We start from the raw sequence: 19,196 nt of genomic DNA, 5'->3' as shown, positions 1-19,196 counted from the left end.
TGAAGAAAATTACCTGTATTTTGAACCGGCGACTGAATATAATTTCCGGATTAAATTGAATCTCACATTTCAGGAGCAATTTTTGTTACATGAAAAAATAAAAAATGGCAGGCAAGTTTAAAGTCGGGGATCATGTAAAATGGAATTCTGAGGCAGGGCATGTTTCAGGGAAGATTATAAAAATTCACAGATCAGATTTTGATTACAAGGGCTATACGCATCATGCCAGTAAAGATGATCCTCAATATGAAATTAAAAGCGACAAGTCTGATCATGTAGCCGTTCATAAAGGAAGCGCACTTTCAAAAAAAAGCGATACGTGATCCTGTCATCCAAAAAAAATTGAAACTATGGAAATAAAAAGAAATGAGTCAACAGAATTAAGACCGAAGGGCGATCGAATAGTGAATGCGCCGGTGGTGCATATCAATATCCCCGAATTCTTAAAACAGATTAAAAAAGAGCCTGCATGGAAAAACAGCGATCGGAATGCCATTACTGTTTTTAAATCTGATGAAATACGCATTGTTTTAACTGCGTTACATAAAAATGCAATGATCGATGAACACACCGCCAATGGTTTGATAACTGTACAGGTGCTGGAAGGAAAGATTAATTTTGAAACACTTGGCAATACCTATCCGCTGGAAAAAGGAGAGTTAATTACGCTTCACCGTAACATACCGCACAAAGTGATTGCCATAAAAGAATCTGTATTTCTTTTAAGTGTTGCCGGATTTAGAGACAATGAATAATTCCTGTATTTCGAAATAAATTGCGAGCGGCCAGGTAAAATCTTAAAATTTAATGCCGGATTTCTATCTGGCAGAATCTTTTACATCTTTTTTAAATCCAAAATAGAAAAGTCGCTTTCAGCCTTTACTATTTTATTTTTCAATTTACCAAGCGCCTCAACTTCCAATTCAATTTCATCTCCTTCCTTCAGCCATTGTTCTTCATAATGCGGGTCATTCAATTTGCCAGTTGTATTAAGTTCTAAAAAACATCCGGTTCCAACCGTGCCGCTACCTATAATGTCGCCGGGATATAGTTGGACTCCATAGCTGCAACGTTCAATGATTTCTGCAAAGGTCCAGGTCATATCTGCAAGATTTCCTTCACTAACCTGCACTCCATTTACGCTGCATTTCATTTTTAAGTTGTAGGCATTCCCAATATGATTTTCTTTTGGAGCAACTTTAAATGGTTCCAGTTCGTCAGGGGTAACCAACCAAGGCCCTATCGCAGTTGCAAAATCTTTTCCTTTGGAAGGACCCAGATTTAATTTCATTTCTTCCCTTTGCAATTGACGCGCGCTAAAATCATTGATAATCATAAATCCCCCAATATAATTATCTGCTTCTTCTGCTTTTATATTTTTTCCCGGTTTGCAGATTACGATAGCGACTTCTAATTCAAAATCAAGTTTTTTCAAATGATCAGGCATACAAACAATATTCCCAGGGCCAGTGATTGTATTGTGATTTGAAAAATAAAAAACAGGAAATTGGTCAAACTCCGCAGGAAGTGGGGCATTCCTGATTTTTCCGCCGATTGCTGCATGGTCACGAAAAGAATAAGCATCCCGAAAACTGGTGGGTGCAGATACCGGCGCTATTAATTCTGCTTCTTCCAGCCTGATAGCCCTGAAACGATTGGTGCCCTCTTCCAGCAAGCGATTCACTGAATGTGCTATTGGATAAGAATCCTCCCAATAATTCAGAAACATGGTGATGGTGACAGGTAAATTAGGATTGAGGTTATCCATATCAAATAAAAAACCGTTTACTAATAGCGCCAATTGCGTATCATCTTCCCTCAGATAAGAAACTAACTTCATTCATTAATTTTTTGCGGCTGCAATATAAAAACTTTTATAGGAGCAAATCCACAATAAATACCAGGTGAGGGCAATCATTTAAAGAATATTTAAAGTAACGTGTGATAAATGATGAAATAAATATCGCTTATTTTTGTGGGTAGAAATTGAAACAAAGAAAGCATGAAATTCGAAAAAATTCACAATAAAGGACAAGCCCAAATTTTCAGGAATCAATACCTTGAATATTTTACAAAAACACACCCACTCGTTATCTGGGCAATGTATCTTCCCGTAATTATTTTATTACCTTATTATTCTTCTACAAAGCTCAATTTTAGCGGCGTGCAGGTTTCCCTGCTTTTTTTGGGCGGTATTTTTTTCTGGACATTCTTTGAATACATTATGCACAGATTTGTATTTCATTGGGTAAGCGACAATCCCAAAATTCAAAGGATGAGTTATGTCTTACATGGAAATCATCATGAATTTCCCCGGGACAAGCAAAGGCTTTTTATGCCGCCGGTGCCCAGTCTAATTATTGCATCATTAATTTTTCTGCTGATGTATTCTGCCATGAGAGAATATGCTTTTTCATTCTTCGCCGGTTTTATTTTAGGCTATCTTATGTATGGAAGCATGCATTACGCCATTCATGCATGGAATCCGCGTTATAAATGGATGAAGCCCATTTGGAGAAACCATCACCTTCATCATTATAAAAGTGAAGAAAAAGGTTTTGGTGTCAGCTCTCATTTGTGGGACCTGATTTTTGGAACGGCTTTCAACTTAAAAAAAGAAAAAGAAAATAAAGAAGAAGTGCAAAAGCTGATGTACACAAAGAAGCCTTCAAGGCAGGTAAAACAGGTTTTATAGATAAATATTCGTTTACTGGTGACCGTTATCTGTTTCACCATATTTCTTCATTTGAAAGCTTTTCATTTTTTGAACTGAAAATTTTTCGGCTTTCAATTTTTTGCAATTGTCTTTCTATTATCAGGTCTGCAATTATATCCGCAGTAAGTATCTCTGAATCGTTTTGCAAACACGAACGGATTTTATTTTCACTTATATCAATCTGATACAATAATTGAATTAAAGAATGAAAATCTTTATTGATAAGCGTATTCACTAACACAATTAACCTATCACGAATCAGGCTTTTATTTGCCGGTTGTAATGAACCAGAAAGATTAATAATTTCTTCAGAAATATCTTTTTCCATCACTGGCAGATTAATATTTTTCATAAATACCCAAACTGAACAAAGCAAAATCATATTTTACAGGATCCGCCGCATCAAACTTGCGCAGATGTTCAGTAAGCTCCATAGCGGCTAACCAGTCTACTTGTTTTCGTGAAAGCAGGTTTAATCGCCTGGATACGCGGGCCACATGCAAATCTACAGGACATATCAAATCAGAAGGTTTAATTTTTTTCCATATGCCGAAATCAACGCCGTTATTATCATGGCGAACCATCCAGCGAAGAAACATATTGAGCCTTTTACAACTTGAATTTTTATTGGGCGCTGCAACATGTTTTTTAGTGCGGCGTGGAATATCCTCCATTGAAAAAAAATATTGATTGAAATAATTGAGCGCATTCTCAATCACAATCTCTTTTGCACCCAACGTTTTTTTATTGAAAAAAGCGGATTCAAGGGAATTGTTTTTTGAATAATGATATTTAAAAAAAGAAATGAAGTATAAAAGATCTGTATCATTAAAAGTGCGATGGCAAAATCCTTCGAGCTTTTTTAAATCGCTTTCTGAATGATGTATACAAAAATCATAAGGAGCATTATCCATTAATTGAAATAAGGACATTCCTTTATTGATGATGGTTTTGCGAATTCCCCACGCAAACGTAGCTGCAAAAAAACCTGCAATTTCTATATCCTGTTTTTTAGTAAAAAGATGAGGCAGACAAACAGGATCATCTTTGATAAAAGAAACATTATTAAACTCTTTTACTTTTTTATCAAGAAAAATTTTGAAATTTTTTAGATTCTTTTCTTCCACACCCTTGGATTTCTGGAGTGATGAAATACTGCAATTACCTGTATGTTTAAATTTGAAATTCTGTAAATAACACTGTAGGGAAATATTTGCATTCTGGAACTTCTTACATTTTTGTAAACGAATGAGGAAGCTTTTGGATCTGCTTTTAGAGAATCAATTTTGTTACGCAAGTGCTCGCGAAATTTTTTTTCTAATCCAGGTTGCTCTGCGTGATACCACAGGTATGCTTGTAACGCTTCGTTTCTAGCCTCCGGAAAAAATGAAACAGAATATCTGTCCATTAATCCCTCATTTCTTTTAACACTTCTTCCCATGGTATCAGTAACTCAGGATTTTTTTCAATTCTCTCAATCCTTTTGTCAATCTCTTCTTCGAGTCCTTTTCTCGTCATTTCTTTTCCTAAAAAATTGTTATCAATACTTTCCCACAAGTCCATTACAAGCTCATATTTTTCTGCCACTGGCAACTTGAAAAGTTCTTGTTTATTGTAAGGCATAAGATTTATTTTAAAATGATTTCATGCTATTAAAAATACAATATAAATCTTAAAAGGATCAGTCTTCAATAAAATGAACATTATTATACGCTTCTATTTTTTTATCAAGAAAAATTTTGAGATCAGATTCTTTTTTTATGTTCATGATCTGCTTCGAATCTTTAAATTATTACTTCATTGACCTCAATCGTTTTCTTATATACGCATTACTTCTTTTTGAATGGGTTACGCCCAAAATAAAAATAGTATTTTCAGAAACTGAATAAAAAACTTTATAGGGGAACCTTTTTAAAAGTATTCTTTTAACCCCCGCAATAACTTTAGTAAATGCATCAGGATTTTCTTTGATTCTTTCAATTGCAGTTTCAAAAGATTTATAAAACCTGGCTGCCAGTCCTTCCTGCTCGCTTTCGTACCAGTTAATAGCTTCATCAAGATCAAGAAAAACGATTGGCTTAATAATAATTTCAAAAGCCATATTTCTCCTTTATTTTTCGCTTAAATTCTGACCATTCGAGACCTTCTTCTGGATTTTGTTTATGCATATCAAGTCGCTCACTGGCAAATTTTATTTCTTCATCGTTAAGAGGCATTAACTCATCATCAATTTTATCCCACAAGGCTTCCACCAATTCCAGTTTTTCTTCAACCGGTAACTTAAAAAGTTCTTCTTTATTGTAAGGCATAGGATTTATTTTAAAATGATTTCATGCTATTAAAAATACAATTTAAATCTTAAAAAGAATAGCTTAATCTTTACCTATTGCCTGCTCCAGATCTTCAATCAGATCATCGGCATCTTCAATCCCCACACTTAATCGTATCAGCGAATCTACCAAACCATTTTTAATTCTTTCGTCTCTCGGGATGCTTGCATGGGTCATTGATGCCGGGTGCCCTATGAGGCTTTCCACGCCGCCGAGACTTTCGGCCAACGAAAAGAGTTTTGTTGATGACAGCAATTTTTTTGCTTCGTCTATATTGTCATTCTTTAAAGTAAAGCTCATCATGCCGCCAAAACCACTCATTTGCTTTTTGGCAATCTGGTGGTTGGGATGGTCGCTAAATCCAGCCCAATACACTTTATCAACTTTCGGATTATCTCTTAGCCAATGAGCAATTTTTTCTCCGTTCTCACAATGTCTTTTCATGCGCACGTGCAATGTTTTTAAGCCGCGAAGCATTAAAAAACAATCCTGCGGGCCGGGAACGGCGCCGCAACTGTTTTGAATAAATGCCAGCTTATTTTTTAATTCTTCATCTTTTACTATAAGCGCGCCCAAAACGGAATCACTGTGGCCGCCTATGTATTTTGTAGCAGAATGCAAAACAATATCCGCCCCGAGGTTTAAAGGATTTTGCAAATAAGGTGACGCAAAAGTATTGTCCACGCAGAGAAGCACCTTATGCTTTTTGGCAATCTCAGCTACCGCAGCAATGTCAGTGATATTCATCATTGGATTGGTAGGCGTTTCAGTCCAGATGAGTTTGGTTTTTTCATTAATAAATTTCGAAACTTCATTCGCATCCTGCATGTTGATGAAATGAAATTTAATACCATACTTTTCGAAAATCTTTGTAAACAAGCGGTAAGTTCCGCCATACATGTCATTTGCAGCTATTACTTCATCTCCTGGATTTAATAATTTGATCACCGCGTCTGAAGCAGCAGAGCCGCTGCCAAAACACAATCCATATTTACCATTTTCAACAAGGGCCAGTGCGGTTTCCAGCGCGCTCCGCGTAGGATTTTGCGTGCGTGCGTATTCATACCCTTTGTGCACGCCGGGCGCCTCCTGTACAAAAGTAGAAGTTTGATAAATGGGAGTCATTATAGCGCCCGTTGCACTGTCAGGCTCGGCGCCTGCATGAATAAACTGAGTTTCTTTTCTCAAAATAATTGATTTTAAAATTTTAATATAGAACGCAAACCAAAACTGCAGTAAATGAATAAATAATTACGATTTATATTCTCTGCATAAATATTGCTTATTTAAAACGGATTTGATTACAAAGATAGAATGATTTATTCACGCTCAAGTTCCTGCATCCTTTGACGGGCGAAATTTTTAAGCTCAGGAAAAAACGAAGCATAGCACTCGCTTAATTGATGGTAATTTTCAATAAAAATTTTAAATGCTGTTTCAGATTCATGCAGGTAAAGCGACCTGCGCACCAGCCCTCCAAAACTTTTTTCAATGCCTTCCTGTAACCTATAGCCATACAACCAATTTTGCGATTGCATATAAGGAAACATTTGCCGGAAAACAAAAGGAAAATAAGCTGCGTTTATCTGCAGTTGCTGATAAGTTTCTTCTGTAAAGCCCTTCAAATCATCATATTCAATAAACTGCGCATTATCAACTGCCAAAAAATGGTCAAATACGATATCTACAAACGGCCCGGAATACAAGCGGTATTCTTTTCGAAAAAATTCCTTCGCTTTCGCTGTTACGGGATGACAATCCGTAAATTCATCTATTGCGCGGTGCAGCGTGATGCCCTTTTGAATGGGAACAGGGTAATCATATCTCTTCCTGCCTTTTACAAAATCACTAATCATATTTCCTGTTAGCAGGTCTTTGTCGTTGAACGATAGGAAAGCATGTGCAAGGAAATTCATTTGTAAAATAACATCATCTTTCATGAATAGTGTGTTTAGTAAAAATTAAAATTATTCTGGCATATATTTTTCTAACTCTTTTATTATTCATAAAAAATTAAAATTATGGCAGACAAAGAAAGAATTTCGCGCCCATCAAGTGGTAGTAATGAACTAGGCGATGAAACTAAAGAAGACAGGATTACCGGCGGCCTTTCTGCCGGTACGGATACGCAACTGCATTTGACTGCGCTTGGGGGCAAAAAACATAAGGGTCAAAATAAGAAAACAGGAAACGAATCGGATAAAAAGAAGCATTAGTTTCAGAAAAATATTGCAGAATAATCAAGACTATTCAGAGGATCTAATCAAGGTATCCTGTGGAGAATTATACTCAAATCAAAAAGAAAATAAAAAATCAGTAGATGCCCGTAGTTTCAGATGGCCTTCCTCAATTGTCAAAAAGCAAGCTGAGAAAGATTTTGAAAGATGAACAAAAAACCGCGCGGGCAGCACATTTGCTCTACGTGAGCGACCAGGAAGCCGGAATTGAAAGAAGAAAAAGAGGAAAAAATTTTGAGTATTATTTCAACGGTCAATTGATAAAAGATGATGAAGAATTGCTGCGCATCAAGCACCTGGTGATTCCACCAGCGTGGGAAAAAGTATGGATTTGCAAAAAAGAAAATGGTCATCTCCAGGCAACAGGCTACGATACGAAAGGAAGGAAGCAGTACAGATACCATCCGCATTGGAATGCCTTAAGAAATCACACAAAATTTTATCGCATTCGCGACCTGGGAAAAGTTTTGCCCCAGATAAGAAGGCATTTGCAAAAGGATTTGCGCCAAAAAAATCTGACAGAAAGAAAAGTGTTGGCCGTTGTAGTGAGCCTCATGGAAAGAACGAATATCCGTATTGGAAATTCTGCCTACGAAAAAGCAAATGGTTCTTTTGGCCTCACTACTTTAAAAGACAGGCACGTTACGTTCAACGGAAGTTCAGTTACGTTTTCATTTGTAGGTAAAAAAGGAGTAGCGCATAAGGTGAATCTTAAAAATAAAAAACTCGCAGCGCTTATAAAAAAATGCCGCGATGTACCAGGAAAAGAACTTTTTCAATACTATGATGAAAACGGCGAACATCATTCTATTGATTCCGGAATGGTGAACAACTACATCAGGGAAATTAGTGGACAAGATTTTACAGCGAAAGATTTCAGAACATGGGCAGGAACCGTCCACGCATTCCTTGCTTTAAAATCCATTGGCTGTTGCGAAACAAAAACAGAAACAAAAAGAAGGATCGTAGAAGCGATAGATATTGTATCGCAACACCTGGGAAATACACGCTCCGTTTGCAAAAACTATTATGTCCATCCAATGATTTTGTCGCTTTATGAAAGCCGGAAAATTGAGAAATATTTCAATTCAATAGATGATATTGAGAAATCAAAGACGAGCACTGCGCTTTCGCCGGAAGAAAAAATGGTAATGAAAATTTTGGAAACCAATTAAAAAATCTTTTCTGTAAATTCGGCCATGTTTACAATTCAGAAAAAGAAAGAGTCAGGCTTTGATAAAATCATTTTGCAAAATGACGAGACTAAAAATTATGCTGCCATTGCGCCTGCCTGTGGTGCTGTTTTGCTCGAATTTGTAGTTGAACAAAACAACATTCCGTTCAACGTAATAGATGGCTATAAAAGTGCAGAAGAATTTAAATCTCAACTTGCTGACAAAGGTTTTAAAGGCTGCAAGCTGTCGCCTTTTGTGTGCAGGCTCAATCAATCAAAATATATTTTTGCTGACAAAGAATATGTGATTGAAAAACAGAAATCGTCGCCCAACAAACACGCAATTCACGGCCTGATTTATGACAAATCTTTTGAACTGATTTCTGAAACGGCGAATGATAAAGAAGCCGCTGTGACAATGAAATACGAATACCGCCAAGATGATCCGGGCTACCCTTTTAATTACGATTGTATTGTGACCTGGCGTTTGGAAAAAAATAATAAATTAACGGTGCTAACAGAATGCGTTAATAAAGATGAAGGACTCATTCCAATCCAGGACGGCTGGCATCCTTACTTCACACTGGGCGATACGATTAATAATCTCGACCTCGAATTTCAATCCTTGAAAATGGTTGAATTCAATACAGAATTACTGCCTACAAAAAAGCTAATTGATTACACAAGATTTACAACCATTGAAAAGCTTGGCGACAGGTTTCTTGATAATTGTTTTGTGCTCGACTCGCAGGAATGCCAGCCACTTTGTGTTTTAAGAAATGCCGATAAAAAAATTGAGATTCAGCTTCTGCCCGATGAATCATATCCGTATTTGCAGGTGTACACTCCGCCACACAGGAAAAGTATAGCCATTGAAAATTTGAGTGGCGTGCCCGATGGATTTAATAACAATATCGGCGTTACTACTTTAGAACCCGGCCAATCTTCCCTTTTCAAAACATCTTATAAAATTGTTCTTTTAAATTAAAAAGAATGTCTAAAAAATCAGAGGTATCTTCAGCTTTCAAAGAAAAATTTAAAGAAGAACCTCGCCTGTATTACTCTCCCGGAAGAATCAATCTTATTGGTGAACACATTGACTACAATGATGGTTATGTGATGCCAGGTGCAATTGACAAAGGGATATTTTTTGCTGTCGCCATCAACCATTCCGAAACTATTAATTGCTATTCATGCGATTTGAATGAAAATCTTTCTGTTCCGTTGAAAGAAGTGAAGCAAATGGACGGCTGGAAAAATTATGTGCTTGGCGTGGTAAAAGAATTTCAAAAATTAAATGTCGACATCAAAGGTTTCAACTGCACTTTTGGTGGAAATATTCCCATCGGCGGAGGTATGTCCTCATCAGCTGCATTGGAGGGAGGAATTTCCTTTAGTCTGAATGAGCTTTGCGATTTTAAAATGAGTCGCAAAGAACTGGCTTTGCTTGGCCAGCGCGCTGAACATAATTACCCCGAAGTAAAATGTGGCATTATGGACCAATATGCCAATATGATGGGCAAAGAGGATACCGTCCTGTTGCTGGATTGTAGAAATGTAGCGCATGAAGATATTCCACTTCATACGAACGGATACGACATTATTTTGATTGATACAAAAGTGCATCATTCACTCGCAGGTTCGGCGTATAACGAAAGAAGAAAAGAGGGTGAAAAGGGACTATCAATTTTGAAAAAAGAATTACACATAGATTCTTTCCGCGACATTGATGACGTTGCCAGGTTGTCTCCGTTTAAAAGCGAAATGGGAGAAAAAGTTTTTGACCGCTGCACTTTTATTATCGAAGAAATTCAAAGAACCAAAAATGCGGCAAAGCTTTTAAAGTCGAATGACATTGAAGGTTTTGGCAAATTGATGTTTCAAACACACGACGGTTTAAAAAATCTTTACGAAGTAAGTTGTAAAGAGCTTGATTTTTTGGTAGATGCAGCACGCGAGAATAACGAAGTAATCGGCTCAAGGCTGATGGGCGGCGGCTTTGGTGGCTGCACGATTAATATTGTCAAATCCGAAGGCGCGTCATCTTTTATTGAACAAATTATCAACGATTATAAAAAACAATTTGGCATACAGGCTGAAAGTTATAAAGTAAAAATTGTTGATGGCACCGGCCCGATAGCGTAAAGCGGGGGAAAAAAAGGAAAATTAAAATCGTAAGTATTTGTTCTTTTACTGTAAAAAGTTTTCCTACACTTTGATATAGATTTTCTTTTTGTCCATCCAGTACACAATCGCCCAGTAAAAAGTTATCATGCAGAAGGCATAAAATAGTGAACCGTTCTCTAGGTTTCCCGGTAAAAGCGGTTTGCAAATATGCTCATAAAACCAACCAAAAGGTGTAATAAAAGTTTCTCCCCCTTCAACACCCTTCGAAGGAATTCTGATGAGCGCCAACAACCTCGGCAAGAATCCGCTTAACACGAATATAAAGAGTGGATTTTTTCCAAACACATCAAAGAATTTGCTTAGCCAGCCTTTGTGTTTTTTAAATTCGATGAGATAAATCATTACCGCAAGTATAATCATTCCCAGGCCGGTAGTATACACGACATAGGAACTTGTCCATATTTTTTTATTGATCGGGAAAACCATATCCCATACATATCCTGCGAAAAGCAAAAATGCGCCGGCGACAAATAAGCCGTTTAGCATCTGAGCATTTTTCCCTTTTTTTATAATATAATCACCCGCAAAATATCCAAACACTACCTGCACGATTGCGCCGACGGTACTCGCCCATCCTTCCGGATCAAAAACCACAGGGCGGCCTTCCCTTATTTCGCCGTGATACATGTGTGCAGGACCAAGAATAGCCTTATCTATGTGCGTACCAAACCACCCATACAAGCTGAAAGGATCCGCAGGATTAGACACAACACAGACCAGCCAATAGGCTAACAATAAAATGCAGGATAAAACAAATGCCATCCTGGTTTTTAAAAAGTAAATGATTACTGAAGCAAAGAAATAAGCCAAAGCAATTCTTTGTAATACGCCCATAATCCTTATGCCTTGCGGGTTTCCATCAACATCTACATAACTCCACGCTTTAAACACAAGACTGCCATCATTCCATTTTACGAAGGGCATCCAGTTGAGAAAAAGCCCGATAAAAAAAATGAGAAGCGTTCTCCTGATTATTTTTTTCCAGAAAACTTTGTGGCCACCTTCTTCGAGGCGCGGCATAACAAATGCCAGCGCATTTCCAACGGCAAAAAGAAAAAATGGGAAAACAAGATCTGTTGGCGTGATACCATGCCACTCAGCATGGTCAAGGGGCGCATAAATATGTTCCCAGCTTCCGGGGTTATTTACCATTATCATCAGGCAAACGGTAGCGCCGCGAAATACATCCAGCGAATAAAATCTTTCCTTTTTGATTAATGAGTCTGCCATCAGCAATTGATAATTTTCGTCAAAAAAATTTAGCAAAACGGACGAAGCCCGCAAGTTAAATCTGTCCACAGATTGTATGTGCGGTTTGATTTGATTTCTCTAAAATCAATGAAAATAGGATTATATTTATTGAAACTCTAAAATTGTTGTGTATGAGCTTTAAAAATAAAACTGTGTTCATCACAGGCGCATCACGTGGCATCGGAAAGGCAATTGCGCTGCGGCTTGCGAAAGAAGGAGCCAATATTGTGGTAGCCGCAAAATCTGTAGAAGAGAATCCAAAATTGGGTGGAACCATTTATTCGGCAGCCCATGAAATTGAGGAAGCCGGAGGAAAGGCTTTAGCCGTGCAGTGTGATATTCGTTTTGAAGATCAGATATCCAATGCCGTAAAGAAAGCCGTTGATCATTTTGGCGGCATCGATATTCTAATTAATAATGCTTCAGCTATTAGCTTAACGCCGGTTGAAAAAACAGAACTTAAGCCATTCAACTTAATGTATGATATCAATGTGAAAGGAACATTTTTTGTAAGCAAGGCATGTATTCCTTTTCTAAAAAAAGGAATAAACCCTCATATTCTTAATTTATCGCCGCCCATCAATCCTGACAAAAAATGGCTTGCCAATCATCTCGCCTACACCATGAGTAAATATAATATGACGATGATCGCATTGGGCTTATCCGAAGAATTAAAAAAATATAAAATTGCGGCTAATTGTTTATGGCCGAAAACTACCATCGCCACAGCAGCGGTAAGAAATTTACTGGGCGGAGAAGCGCTTGTTCAAATGAGCAGAACTGCAGAAATTATTGCCGACAGCGCTTATTACATTCTTAAAAGATCGTCATTTGAATGCACAGGCAATACTTTTATTGATGAAGAAGTATTGGCAGAGGAAGGGATAACCAACCTGGAAAAATACGCCGTAAAGCCAGGCGGCAAGCTGTATTCAGATTTGTTTTTGTAAAATGTTAGTGCAGTAAACCAAGAAATAATTCAAATTCTTATTTTCAATATTGCCACGAATTGTCAGCAAAATTAATTCGTAAACTTATAACCGATTCCTCTTACTGAATGAAAATACTCGGGATTGCGGCTATCCTCTTCAAAATATTTTCTGAAGTTCAGAATAAAATTATCCACCGTACGTGTAGTTGGGTAAACATTGTATCCCCAAACGGATTGTAAAATTTTTTCGCGGGTCACCACTTCATTTTTGTTTTCGATAAGAAGTTTTAAAAGCATTGCTTCCTTTTTTGTAAGCGCTACAACTTCGCCTGATTTGGTAGTACACTCGAGGGATTTAAAATTCACCTGGTTTTTACCAAATAAATATTGCTCAGCTACTGGTTCTTTGGCAGATATTTTTTGGCTTTTATTAATCAGAATTTTTACTCTTAGCAATAATTCTTCAAGGCTGAACGGTTTGGTCAAATAATCATCAGCTCCCTTTTTTAATCCCAAAATCCGGTCCTTGCTTTGGCTTTTGGCGCTTAACATCAGGATAGGGATTTCAGTATTTGTAAGTCTTATATTTTCGCAAACCGTGATGCCATCTATATCAGGGAGCATTACATCCAAAATAATCAGATCAAAATATTCATTGTGGATTGCATTTAACGCCTTTTCTCCTGCATAAGCTGAAGTAACTTCATAGCCTTCCAGTTCGAAATTTAATTTCAATGTGTCCTGCAGGTTCTCTTCATCTTCGACCAATAATATGGAAAATTTTTTTGATTGCATTTTGCCGGTTATTTCTTAAAATTTTTTGCAGTTTTTAATTGTATTTCAAAAGTGCTTCCGCCATATTCATTATTCCGGAAACTAATAATGCCATGATGTTGTTTTATGATTTCACGGGTTAGATATAAGCCAAGCCCTGTGCCTTTTGCCTGCATACCTGAGCCACGAAAATATTTTTCAAAAATTCTTTTCTTTTCAGAATCCTTTATGCCCACTCCGTGGTCTATTACTTTCAAAATTACTTTCTTGCCGGCTTTAAAGATTTTAACCAAAACTACATCGTCTTTCTCTGAATACTTGATAGCATTATCTAAAAGATTGTTAATCGCAAGTTGCAGCAAAATTTTATCGCCGGTAATAATTATGTCTGTTTCCACCTCAATTAGCATTTTTCTATCTGGGTACCGTGACACAAAATCTGAAACACAGTCCCGCGCGACCTCTGAAATGTCCAGCATTTCATTGCTCAGGTTTGAGTCGCCGGAATTCAACTGGCTCATGAAAAGCATGTTATTGCACAACGTATTCAACCGGTTGGCTTCCTGGATACTGCTTCTTATTAATTTTTGTTGTTGGGCAAATTCAAGTTTTCGCATTTGCATGGTTTCCAGGTTCAGTCTGGTGACAGCAATCGGCGTTTTTAATTCATGTGTGATGGCAATCATAAGATTCTTTTGCTGCTCAGCCTGTACCAGTTGCCTCTTAATGATTTTGAAAACATATATCGCCCCGGCAATTATCATCAAAAGAAAAGTAATTCCTTCACTGATATACTGTGTGCTTTTTCTATTCCTTAAATCTTTAATGTGGTTTACCTTTTCTATGTAGTTTGTTTCCCGCGGATTTACTGCGTTTAGCCTTAAGCTGGTAAGCTCCTGGTTTTGGGCGTTCAGATCAATATACCAAAATATAAGAGCCGCCAAAATATAAGCTAACAGGAACCAGTAAAATATGTAAATGATGCGAAGCGGCCTTGATTTTATTTTGTTCTTTATTGCTGAATAAGCCATTATTTTCAAGGTTTTTACAAAACGGGAATAGACAGGTTACTTGCCTGGCTTGCGCAATTACCGGTTGACAATTTCAATTCTCAATCCCACGCTCAAAATATTTTTCAAAGGATTTTCCCTCATAATTTGTGCAATTGAAAACGTATAATCGCCCGGCTTCTTAAATGAAAATGGAGCAGATGAAATGTTTTTTCTCACTTCATAAATATCGTCCATCCCGGTTCCTTCCCAGCCTTTGGCATCTGTTGCCAGCGTGAGATTTACATTTTGATAATTAAAAGAATCGGATGGAGTTTTTAAGCCGATTCTAAGCCAAATATTATTGTATTCATACCGGTCAGTATGCCGTATAATTACATAAACATTATATAAAGAAGTAGTGTCGTCAATATGAAAAGTAAACTGCGGCACATTTGAATAAAACCACTGTTGCAAAGGGATAGTTGCCTGCTTTTCAAAAAGATCAATTTTTATACAGGATGCAAAAAATACAGAAAGCATTGATATCGCGAAGAATTTTTTCAAACCGGCATTTTTACAAAAATAAAAAGTTTTCATTGTTGCTATAAATCGGTTCCTAAAGGATATTAAAAGTTTGTTCTTTCATTTTTTCCAGTTCATCTTTCATCAGCACCACACATCTTTGAATTTCAGAATCATAAGCTTTGGAGCCGGTTGTATTAATTTCCCTTCCGATTTCCTGAACAAGAAATGCAAGCTTTTTACCCTTGGCTATTTCGTTTGAGTCGAGCAGCAGCAAAAAATATTCACAGTGGTTTTTTAATCTTACCTGCTCTTCCCTGATGTCGATTTTTTCAATATAGTAGATTAATTCCTGCTCCAGCCTGTTTGCGTCATAATTGTCTTTGCCCACATTTTCTTCAAGAAGCTGAACAAGCTCACTTTTCATTTTCTTTCTTCTTTCCGGTTCGAGCTTAAGAATTTCAGCTTCCTGGCTTTGAATATTTTGTATGCGTAAACGCAATTCGCGGTCAAGAGCTTTCCCTTCTTCTATACGATGCGCATTTAATTGTGCCAATGCATTTTCAATCACCTGCCTCAAATTCTTCCATTCAGTTTCGTTGAGCACTTCATTACTCGGGTTTACTACCTCAGGCAATCTGAGCAGTGATGCCAGCACGCTGTTAGTATCAATTGAGAGCTCAGACGCAAGAGACTCAATCTGCCTGTAATAAGATTTAATTAGATCTGTGTTAAGAACAACGGGCTTACTGGTTCCATTTTGTTTTACCACAATCAGGCATTCTATAGTGCCGCGAAGTAAGCTTTCCTGGATTAATGACCTTATGTCAAATTCATAAGGCTTTATCAGTGGGGGAATTTTCAGATTCACCTCAAACTGTTTTCCATTCAGCGATTTTATTTCCACCAGATATGTTTTATCATCTACCGCCTGTTCTGCTCTTCCAAAGCCTGTCATTGATCTTACCATCTTAAATTATCTTTTTTTATTTTAAGCAAGTTATACAATTCCTGTTTAGCGATTTTTTTCATTTCGCCGGGTTCCAGCTTTTCCAAATTTATTCCTTCAATCCTATACCTGATTAATCGTAAAGTTGGGCATCCAACTGCAGCAGTCATCTTTCTTACCTGCCGGTTTTTACCTTCTGTTAAAATTATTTTTATCCAGCCATCAGAAACATTTTTTCTGAAACGTATCGGAGGATTTCTAACACTTACTTGTGGTAGATGTGAAAATTTTTTTACAACACATTTTTTTGTCTGATACCTTTTCCCATTTACAGTTATCGCAACACCTTTTTGTAATCGTTCAATTTGTTCATCATTAATATTGCCTTCCACCTGCACCCAATATTCCCTCTCATGAGCATGCACCGGATCCAATAAAAATCGATTTAGTTTTTTATCATCAGTAACGATTAGCAAACCTTCACTGTCGTAATCCAAACGGCCTACAGGCCACGCATCCGGCGGAATATTAAATACATCCTTCAGCGTCTTTTTCCCATCAGCTGAAGTGAATTGCGAAAGCACATTAAATGGTTTGTGAAGGATAAAATAGTTATTCAAATGAAAGAAAATTTTTAAAACAAAATTTCATGATTTTTTATTGTCCGCTCGCAAAAAATAAAAAAGCCCGGCAAGAAAATCAGCGGGCTTTGTTATATTGATGGGTTAGTAAGTACAGGAAATAAATTTCCTTACACAATATTAAAAATAAATTTTGCTTTACGAAAAAATATTTGAAATTTTTTTATCAACATTTTAAATCAATGTGTGGATAATCATAAAAATAAAACCTGAACGATTCAAAAAATGATCGCATTGATTTTAAAATATTGCTTCATTTATTGTGAACCATTTTTAGATTTCATCTCAATCAAAATTGTGGAGTCGGCCTTTCAATGTTTACCTTTGAAGCTTAATTTTCATGTATGCAATTTCCTTCTCCTGTTTCTGTTTCCTGGATTGCTGATTTTATAGATGCAAAAATTACAGGCAATAAAAATTCATCCGCATCCGGCATCAACGAACTTCATAAAGTAAAAAACGGCGATATCGTTTTTGTTGATCATCCCAAATATTATGATACCTGCCTGAACAGCGCTGCTACCTGCATTATCATAAACACTGATGTGCCGGTTCCTGAAGGAAAAACATTGTTTGTAGTTGAGGATCCGTTCGAAGCTTATCTCAAAATTGTGGATCATTTTCGTCCGTTTGTGCCATCAGAAAAAATGATTAGCGACAGCGTTAAAGTTGGCAAAGGCTGCACAATCATGCCAAATGTTTTTTTAGGCAATAATGTAGTGCTTGGTGATGGCTGCATCATTCATCCAAACGTTACTATCTATGATGATTGTATTATCGGCAATTACGCAGAGATACATTCAGGAACGGTGATAGGCAGCGATGCATTTTATTTCAATACAAAAAAGAACCGTGAACATTGGTTTAAAAAAATGAAAAGCTGCGGTATGGTTGAAATAGGAAATAATGTTGAAATAGGCGCCAACTGTACAATTGACCGTGGTGTAAGCGATTCAACACAGATTGGCAGCGGCACTAAAATGGACAATCTTATTCATATCGGCCATGACGTAGTTATCGGAAAAAATTGCCTGATTGCCGCACAGGTTGGCATTGCCGGCGGCACTGTATTAGGCGATGGTGTTACACTTTGGGGACAGGTAGGCGTGAACAAAACCATTTCTATTGGCGATAATGCAGTGGTGATGGGCCAGAGCGGCGTAACCTCCAGTATTGGACCCAACAAAACGTATTGGGGAACGCCCATCCAGGAATTTTACAATAAAAGAAAAGAGCTCGTAATGATAAAAAGGCTTCCCGAAATTTGGGAAAAAATAAAATCAATCGGCGAAAGAAAAACATCTTCTCAAACTTAAATTTTTTAAACAGGCAAAATAAAAATCATAAAGATTTGTTGCTTCACTATTCCTCTTCTTTCAATTGATAATTGTAGGGAAGCATATCTCCTATCTTTCTGAAACCCAGATAGCCGTTGGTTATCAAATCTTCCTGGTCATAAAAATAACCGTTCTCATCGATGAAAAATTTTTCACCTCCGGGAAAAATTAAAGTGGACAATTGAAAATTTTTATTTGCAGTAGTATCTATTTCTGTATACGCTTTTTCAGGATAACCATTATAAATTAATGCAACACGGTTTTGATTTGGATAAAATTCTACGGTGTTCGTACTGTCATCTTTTTTATAATTCATTGCTCCATATACATCGCCGGGTTTTACCGGATAATCTTCACCATTATTATTTACGATAAACTGAATTTCAAATCCATTGTCTTCTAAGGTTTGTGAATAAAGGCTTCGCATAAAATGAAGCATAGAACCTTTGTAAGCTTTCTCACGGTTCGCTTTCCACATTTGCTGCTGTCCCGGCGTTCCCTTCATTTCCATAAATAAGGGGTAGCCGATGAATAAATTAGTTTGTGAATTATAATTAGTAGTAAAAGAATCTATCGCAAACTTTATCGAATATCCCAATGCATAATTGTCAACAATCAATGGTTCCTTAGCCGTTACTTTTAATGCATTTCTTTTTTTATAAAAATAAAAATGAAGCACTTCCGGATTTTTGATAAAGCACAATTTTGAAAACGCTGTTTGGCCGATAAAATTATTGGTGAAAAATGTGCCGTACTGCTGCCAGCCATCTTCCACCTCATTGCTTATTGAAATAGTTACCGTTTCCAAAGATTTTTCTTCCGGATTTAATTCAAAAAGCAAGCTATCATTTTCAGACGATCCATTTACGCGTATGGATTGCGTTTCATAACCAGTAAAAGTTGTTACCAGCGAATAACCGCCCTGCGGCAGCCATATCTTAAAATTGCCGGATGAATCGGTAGCCTCGCCAATAGTAGTGTTTTGTGCAAATACTGATGCGCCGGCCAACGGCATTAAAGTATTTTTATCTATCACTTTTCCTTTTACCAGATAATAGGCAGATTGCGCAAATAATCTTTTAGGAAGAACAAAAAAAGAAAGAATAAAAATAAACGCCGCCACTACAATAACCTGTAAATAAGAATTCATCATAA

At 37.0% G+C, this 19,196-nt stretch carries 25 protein-coding genes; 9 read left to right on the top strand and 16 right to left on the bottom strand.

Features of this window, described 5'->3' with window-relative positions:
* The first annotated feature begins 104 nt into the window (after positions 1–104).
* Both EFY79_RS07720 and EFY79_RS07715 read left to right on the top strand, forming a co-directional pair.
* On the top strand, positions 105–323 hold the full coding sequence (locus EFY79_RS07720) for a hypervirulence associated TUDOR domain-containing protein (RefSeq protein ID WP_123120119.1): 219 nt from the start codon (positions 105–107) through the stop codon (positions 321–323).
* Positions 324–350: 27 nt separating this feature from the next.
* Positions 351–755: a cupin domain-containing protein gene (locus EFY79_RS07715; protein ID WP_123120118.1), complete on the top strand. Its 405-nt coding sequence runs from the start codon at positions 351–353 to the stop codon at positions 753–755.
* 80 nt (positions 756–835) lie between these two features.
* Here the strand turns inward: EFY79_RS07715 and EFY79_RS07710 are convergent, their stop codons facing one another.
* Positions 836–1,840 (bottom strand): fumarylacetoacetate hydrolase family protein, encoded by a 1,005-nt coding sequence (locus EFY79_RS07710; RefSeq protein WP_123120117.1) that lies wholly within the window; start codon positions 1,838–1,840, stop codon positions 836–838.
* A gap of 162 nt (positions 1,841–2,002) precedes the next feature.
* Here EFY79_RS07710 and EFY79_RS07705 point away from each other — a divergent pair, with 162 nt between their 5' ends.
* The gene (locus EFY79_RS07705) at positions 2,003–2,695 is read left to right on the top strand and encodes a sterol desaturase family protein (RefSeq protein ID WP_123120116.1); all 693 of its coding nucleotides are present in this window, start codon (positions 2,003–2,005) and stop codon (positions 2,693–2,695) included.
* Between the two features lie 34 nt (positions 2,696–2,729).
* Here EFY79_RS07705 and EFY79_RS07700 read toward each other — a convergent pair whose 3' ends face one another.
* The 8 genes from EFY79_RS07700 to EFY79_RS07665 form a co-directional block, all read right to left on the bottom strand.
* Positions 2,730–3,044, bottom strand: a complete 315-nt coding sequence (locus tag EFY79_RS07700; RefSeq protein WP_148041873.1) for a hypothetical protein — start codon at positions 3,042–3,044, stop codon at positions 2,730–2,732.
* Between the two features lie 10 nt (positions 3,045–3,054).
* Positions 3,055–3,843 carry a TIGR02757 family protein gene (locus EFY79_RS07695; RefSeq protein ID WP_123120114.1) on the bottom strand — a complete coding sequence of 263 codons (789 nt, stop codon included), beginning with the start codon at positions 3,841–3,843 and terminating at the stop codon, positions 3,055–3,057.
* On the bottom strand, positions 3,825–4,124 hold the full coding sequence (locus EFY79_RS22020) for a type II toxin-antitoxin system RelE/ParE family toxin (RefSeq protein WP_158605177.1): 300 nt from the start codon (positions 4,122–4,124) through the stop codon (positions 3,825–3,827). Before EFY79_RS22020 ends, EFY79_RS07695 begins: the two co-directional genes overlap by 19 nt.
* Positions 4,124–4,339 (bottom strand): addiction module protein, encoded by a 216-nt coding sequence (locus EFY79_RS07685; RefSeq protein WP_123120112.1) that lies wholly within the window; start codon positions 4,337–4,339, stop codon positions 4,124–4,126. Before EFY79_RS07685 ends, EFY79_RS22020 begins: the two co-directional genes overlap by 1 nt.
* A 169-nt stretch (positions 4,340–4,508) precedes the next feature.
* A complete protein-coding gene (locus EFY79_RS07680) occupies positions 4,509–4,817 on the bottom strand; it encodes a type II toxin-antitoxin system RelE/ParE family toxin (RefSeq protein ID WP_123120111.1) in 309 nt (102 codons plus the stop codon).
* Positions 4,807–5,025, bottom strand: a complete 219-nt coding sequence (locus EFY79_RS07675; protein ID WP_123120110.1) for an addiction module protein — start codon at positions 5,023–5,025, stop codon at positions 4,807–4,809. Before EFY79_RS07675 ends, EFY79_RS07680 begins: the two co-directional genes overlap by 11 nt.
* Before the next feature lie 63 nt (positions 5,026–5,088).
* On the bottom strand, positions 5,089–6,234 hold the full coding sequence (locus EFY79_RS07670; RefSeq protein WP_123120109.1) for a cystathionine gamma-synthase: 1,146 nt from the start codon (positions 6,232–6,234) through the stop codon (positions 5,089–5,091).
* Positions 6,235–6,365: 131 nt separating this feature from the next.
* The gene (locus tag EFY79_RS07665; RefSeq protein WP_233577953.1) at positions 6,366–6,986 is read right to left on the bottom strand and encodes an acyl carrier protein phosphodiesterase; all 621 of its coding nucleotides are present in this window, start codon (positions 6,984–6,986) and stop codon (positions 6,366–6,368) included.
* 81 nt (positions 6,987–7,067) lie between these two features.
* Here EFY79_RS07665 and EFY79_RS07660 point away from each other — a divergent pair, with 81 nt between their 5' ends.
* The 4 genes from EFY79_RS07660 to galK all read left to right on the top strand — a co-directional run bounded on the left by EFY79_RS07660 (position 7,068) and on the right by galK (position 10,602).
* Entirely contained in the window at positions 7,068–7,262 is a 195-nt protein-coding gene (locus EFY79_RS07660; protein ID WP_123120108.1) for a hypothetical protein, read from the top strand.
* A gap of 104 nt (positions 7,263–7,366) precedes the next feature.
* A complete protein-coding gene (locus EFY79_RS07655; RefSeq protein WP_123120107.1) occupies positions 7,367–8,458 on the top strand; it encodes a DNA topoisomerase IB in 1,092 nt (363 codons plus the stop codon).
* 24 nt (positions 8,459–8,482) lie between these two features.
* Positions 8,483–9,445, top strand: a complete 963-nt coding sequence (locus EFY79_RS07650) for an aldose 1-epimerase (RefSeq protein WP_123120106.1) — start codon at positions 8,483–8,485, stop codon at positions 9,443–9,445.
* A gap of 5 nt (positions 9,446–9,450) precedes the next feature.
* Positions 9,451–10,602, top strand: a complete 1,152-nt coding sequence (gene galK, locus EFY79_RS07645; protein WP_123120105.1) for a galactokinase — start codon at positions 9,451–9,453, stop codon at positions 10,600–10,602.
* A gap of 63 nt (positions 10,603–10,665) precedes the next feature.
* On the opposite strand, the gene EFY79_RS07640 is transcribed toward galK, so the two are convergent.
* On the bottom strand, positions 10,666–11,943 hold the full coding sequence (locus tag EFY79_RS07640; RefSeq protein ID WP_233577952.1) for an acyltransferase family protein: 1,278 nt from the start codon (positions 11,941–11,943) through the stop codon (positions 10,666–10,668).
* Between the two features lie 83 nt (positions 11,944–12,026).
* On the opposite strand from EFY79_RS07640, the gene EFY79_RS07635 reads away from it, so the two are divergent.
* A complete protein-coding gene (locus tag EFY79_RS07635; RefSeq protein ID WP_123120104.1) occupies positions 12,027–12,845 on the top strand; it encodes an SDR family oxidoreductase in 819 nt (272 codons plus the stop codon).
* 71 nt (positions 12,846–12,916) lie between these two features.
* On the opposite strand, the gene EFY79_RS07630 is transcribed toward EFY79_RS07635, so the two are convergent.
* Genes EFY79_RS07630 through EFY79_RS07610 form a run of 5 tightly spaced genes read right to left on the bottom strand, consistent with a single transcriptional unit; the run spans position 12,917 to position 16,683 of the window.
* Entirely contained in the window at positions 12,917–13,621 is a 705-nt protein-coding gene (locus EFY79_RS07630) for a response regulator transcription factor (protein WP_123120103.1), read from the bottom strand.
* A gap of 8 nt (positions 13,622–13,629) precedes the next feature.
* Entirely contained in the window at positions 13,630–14,631 is a 1,002-nt protein-coding gene (locus EFY79_RS07625) for a sensor histidine kinase (RefSeq protein WP_123120102.1), read from the bottom strand.
* A gap of 57 nt (positions 14,632–14,688) precedes the next feature.
* Complete coding sequence (locus EFY79_RS07620; protein ID WP_158605176.1) at positions 14,689–15,156, bottom strand: gliding motility lipoprotein GldH; 468 nt, start codon at positions 15,154–15,156, stop codon at positions 14,689–14,691.
* Positions 15,157–15,208: 52 nt separating this feature from the next.
* The gene (locus EFY79_RS07615) at positions 15,209–16,084 is read right to left on the bottom strand and encodes a YicC/YloC family endoribonuclease (RefSeq protein ID WP_123120100.1); all 876 of its coding nucleotides are present in this window, start codon (positions 16,082–16,084) and stop codon (positions 15,209–15,211) included.
* Positions 16,078–16,683 carry a pseudouridine synthase gene (locus tag EFY79_RS07610; protein WP_123120099.1) on the bottom strand — a complete coding sequence of 202 codons (606 nt, stop codon included), beginning with the start codon at positions 16,681–16,683 and terminating at the stop codon, positions 16,078–16,080. The genes EFY79_RS07615 and EFY79_RS07610 overlap by 7 nt, the downstream gene beginning before the upstream one ends.
* Before the next feature lie 365 nt (positions 16,684–17,048).
* Between EFY79_RS07610 and lpxD the strand changes: the two genes are divergently transcribed.
* Complete coding sequence (lpxD, locus tag EFY79_RS07605; RefSeq protein ID WP_123120098.1) at positions 17,049–18,020, top strand: UDP-3-O-(3-hydroxymyristoyl)glucosamine N-acyltransferase; 972 nt, start codon at positions 17,049–17,051, stop codon at positions 18,018–18,020.
* Between the two features lie 46 nt (positions 18,021–18,066).
* On the opposite strand, the gene EFY79_RS07600 is transcribed toward lpxD, so the two are convergent.
* Positions 18,067–19,194 carry a carboxypeptidase-like regulatory domain-containing protein gene (locus EFY79_RS07600; RefSeq protein ID WP_123120097.1) on the bottom strand — a complete coding sequence of 376 codons (1,128 nt, stop codon included), beginning with the start codon at positions 19,192–19,194 and terminating at the stop codon, positions 18,067–18,069.
* Positions 19,195–19,196: the final 2 nt, after the last annotated feature.

The organism is Hanamia caeni, assembly GCF_003721595.1.
Taxonomy (GTDB): Bacteria; Bacteroidota; Bacteroidia; order Chitinophagales; family Chitinophagaceae; genus Ginsengibacter; species Ginsengibacter caeni.
The sequence above is the reverse complement of the archived record's forward strand: the minus strand, read 5'-3'. Positions and strand labels throughout refer to the sequence as shown.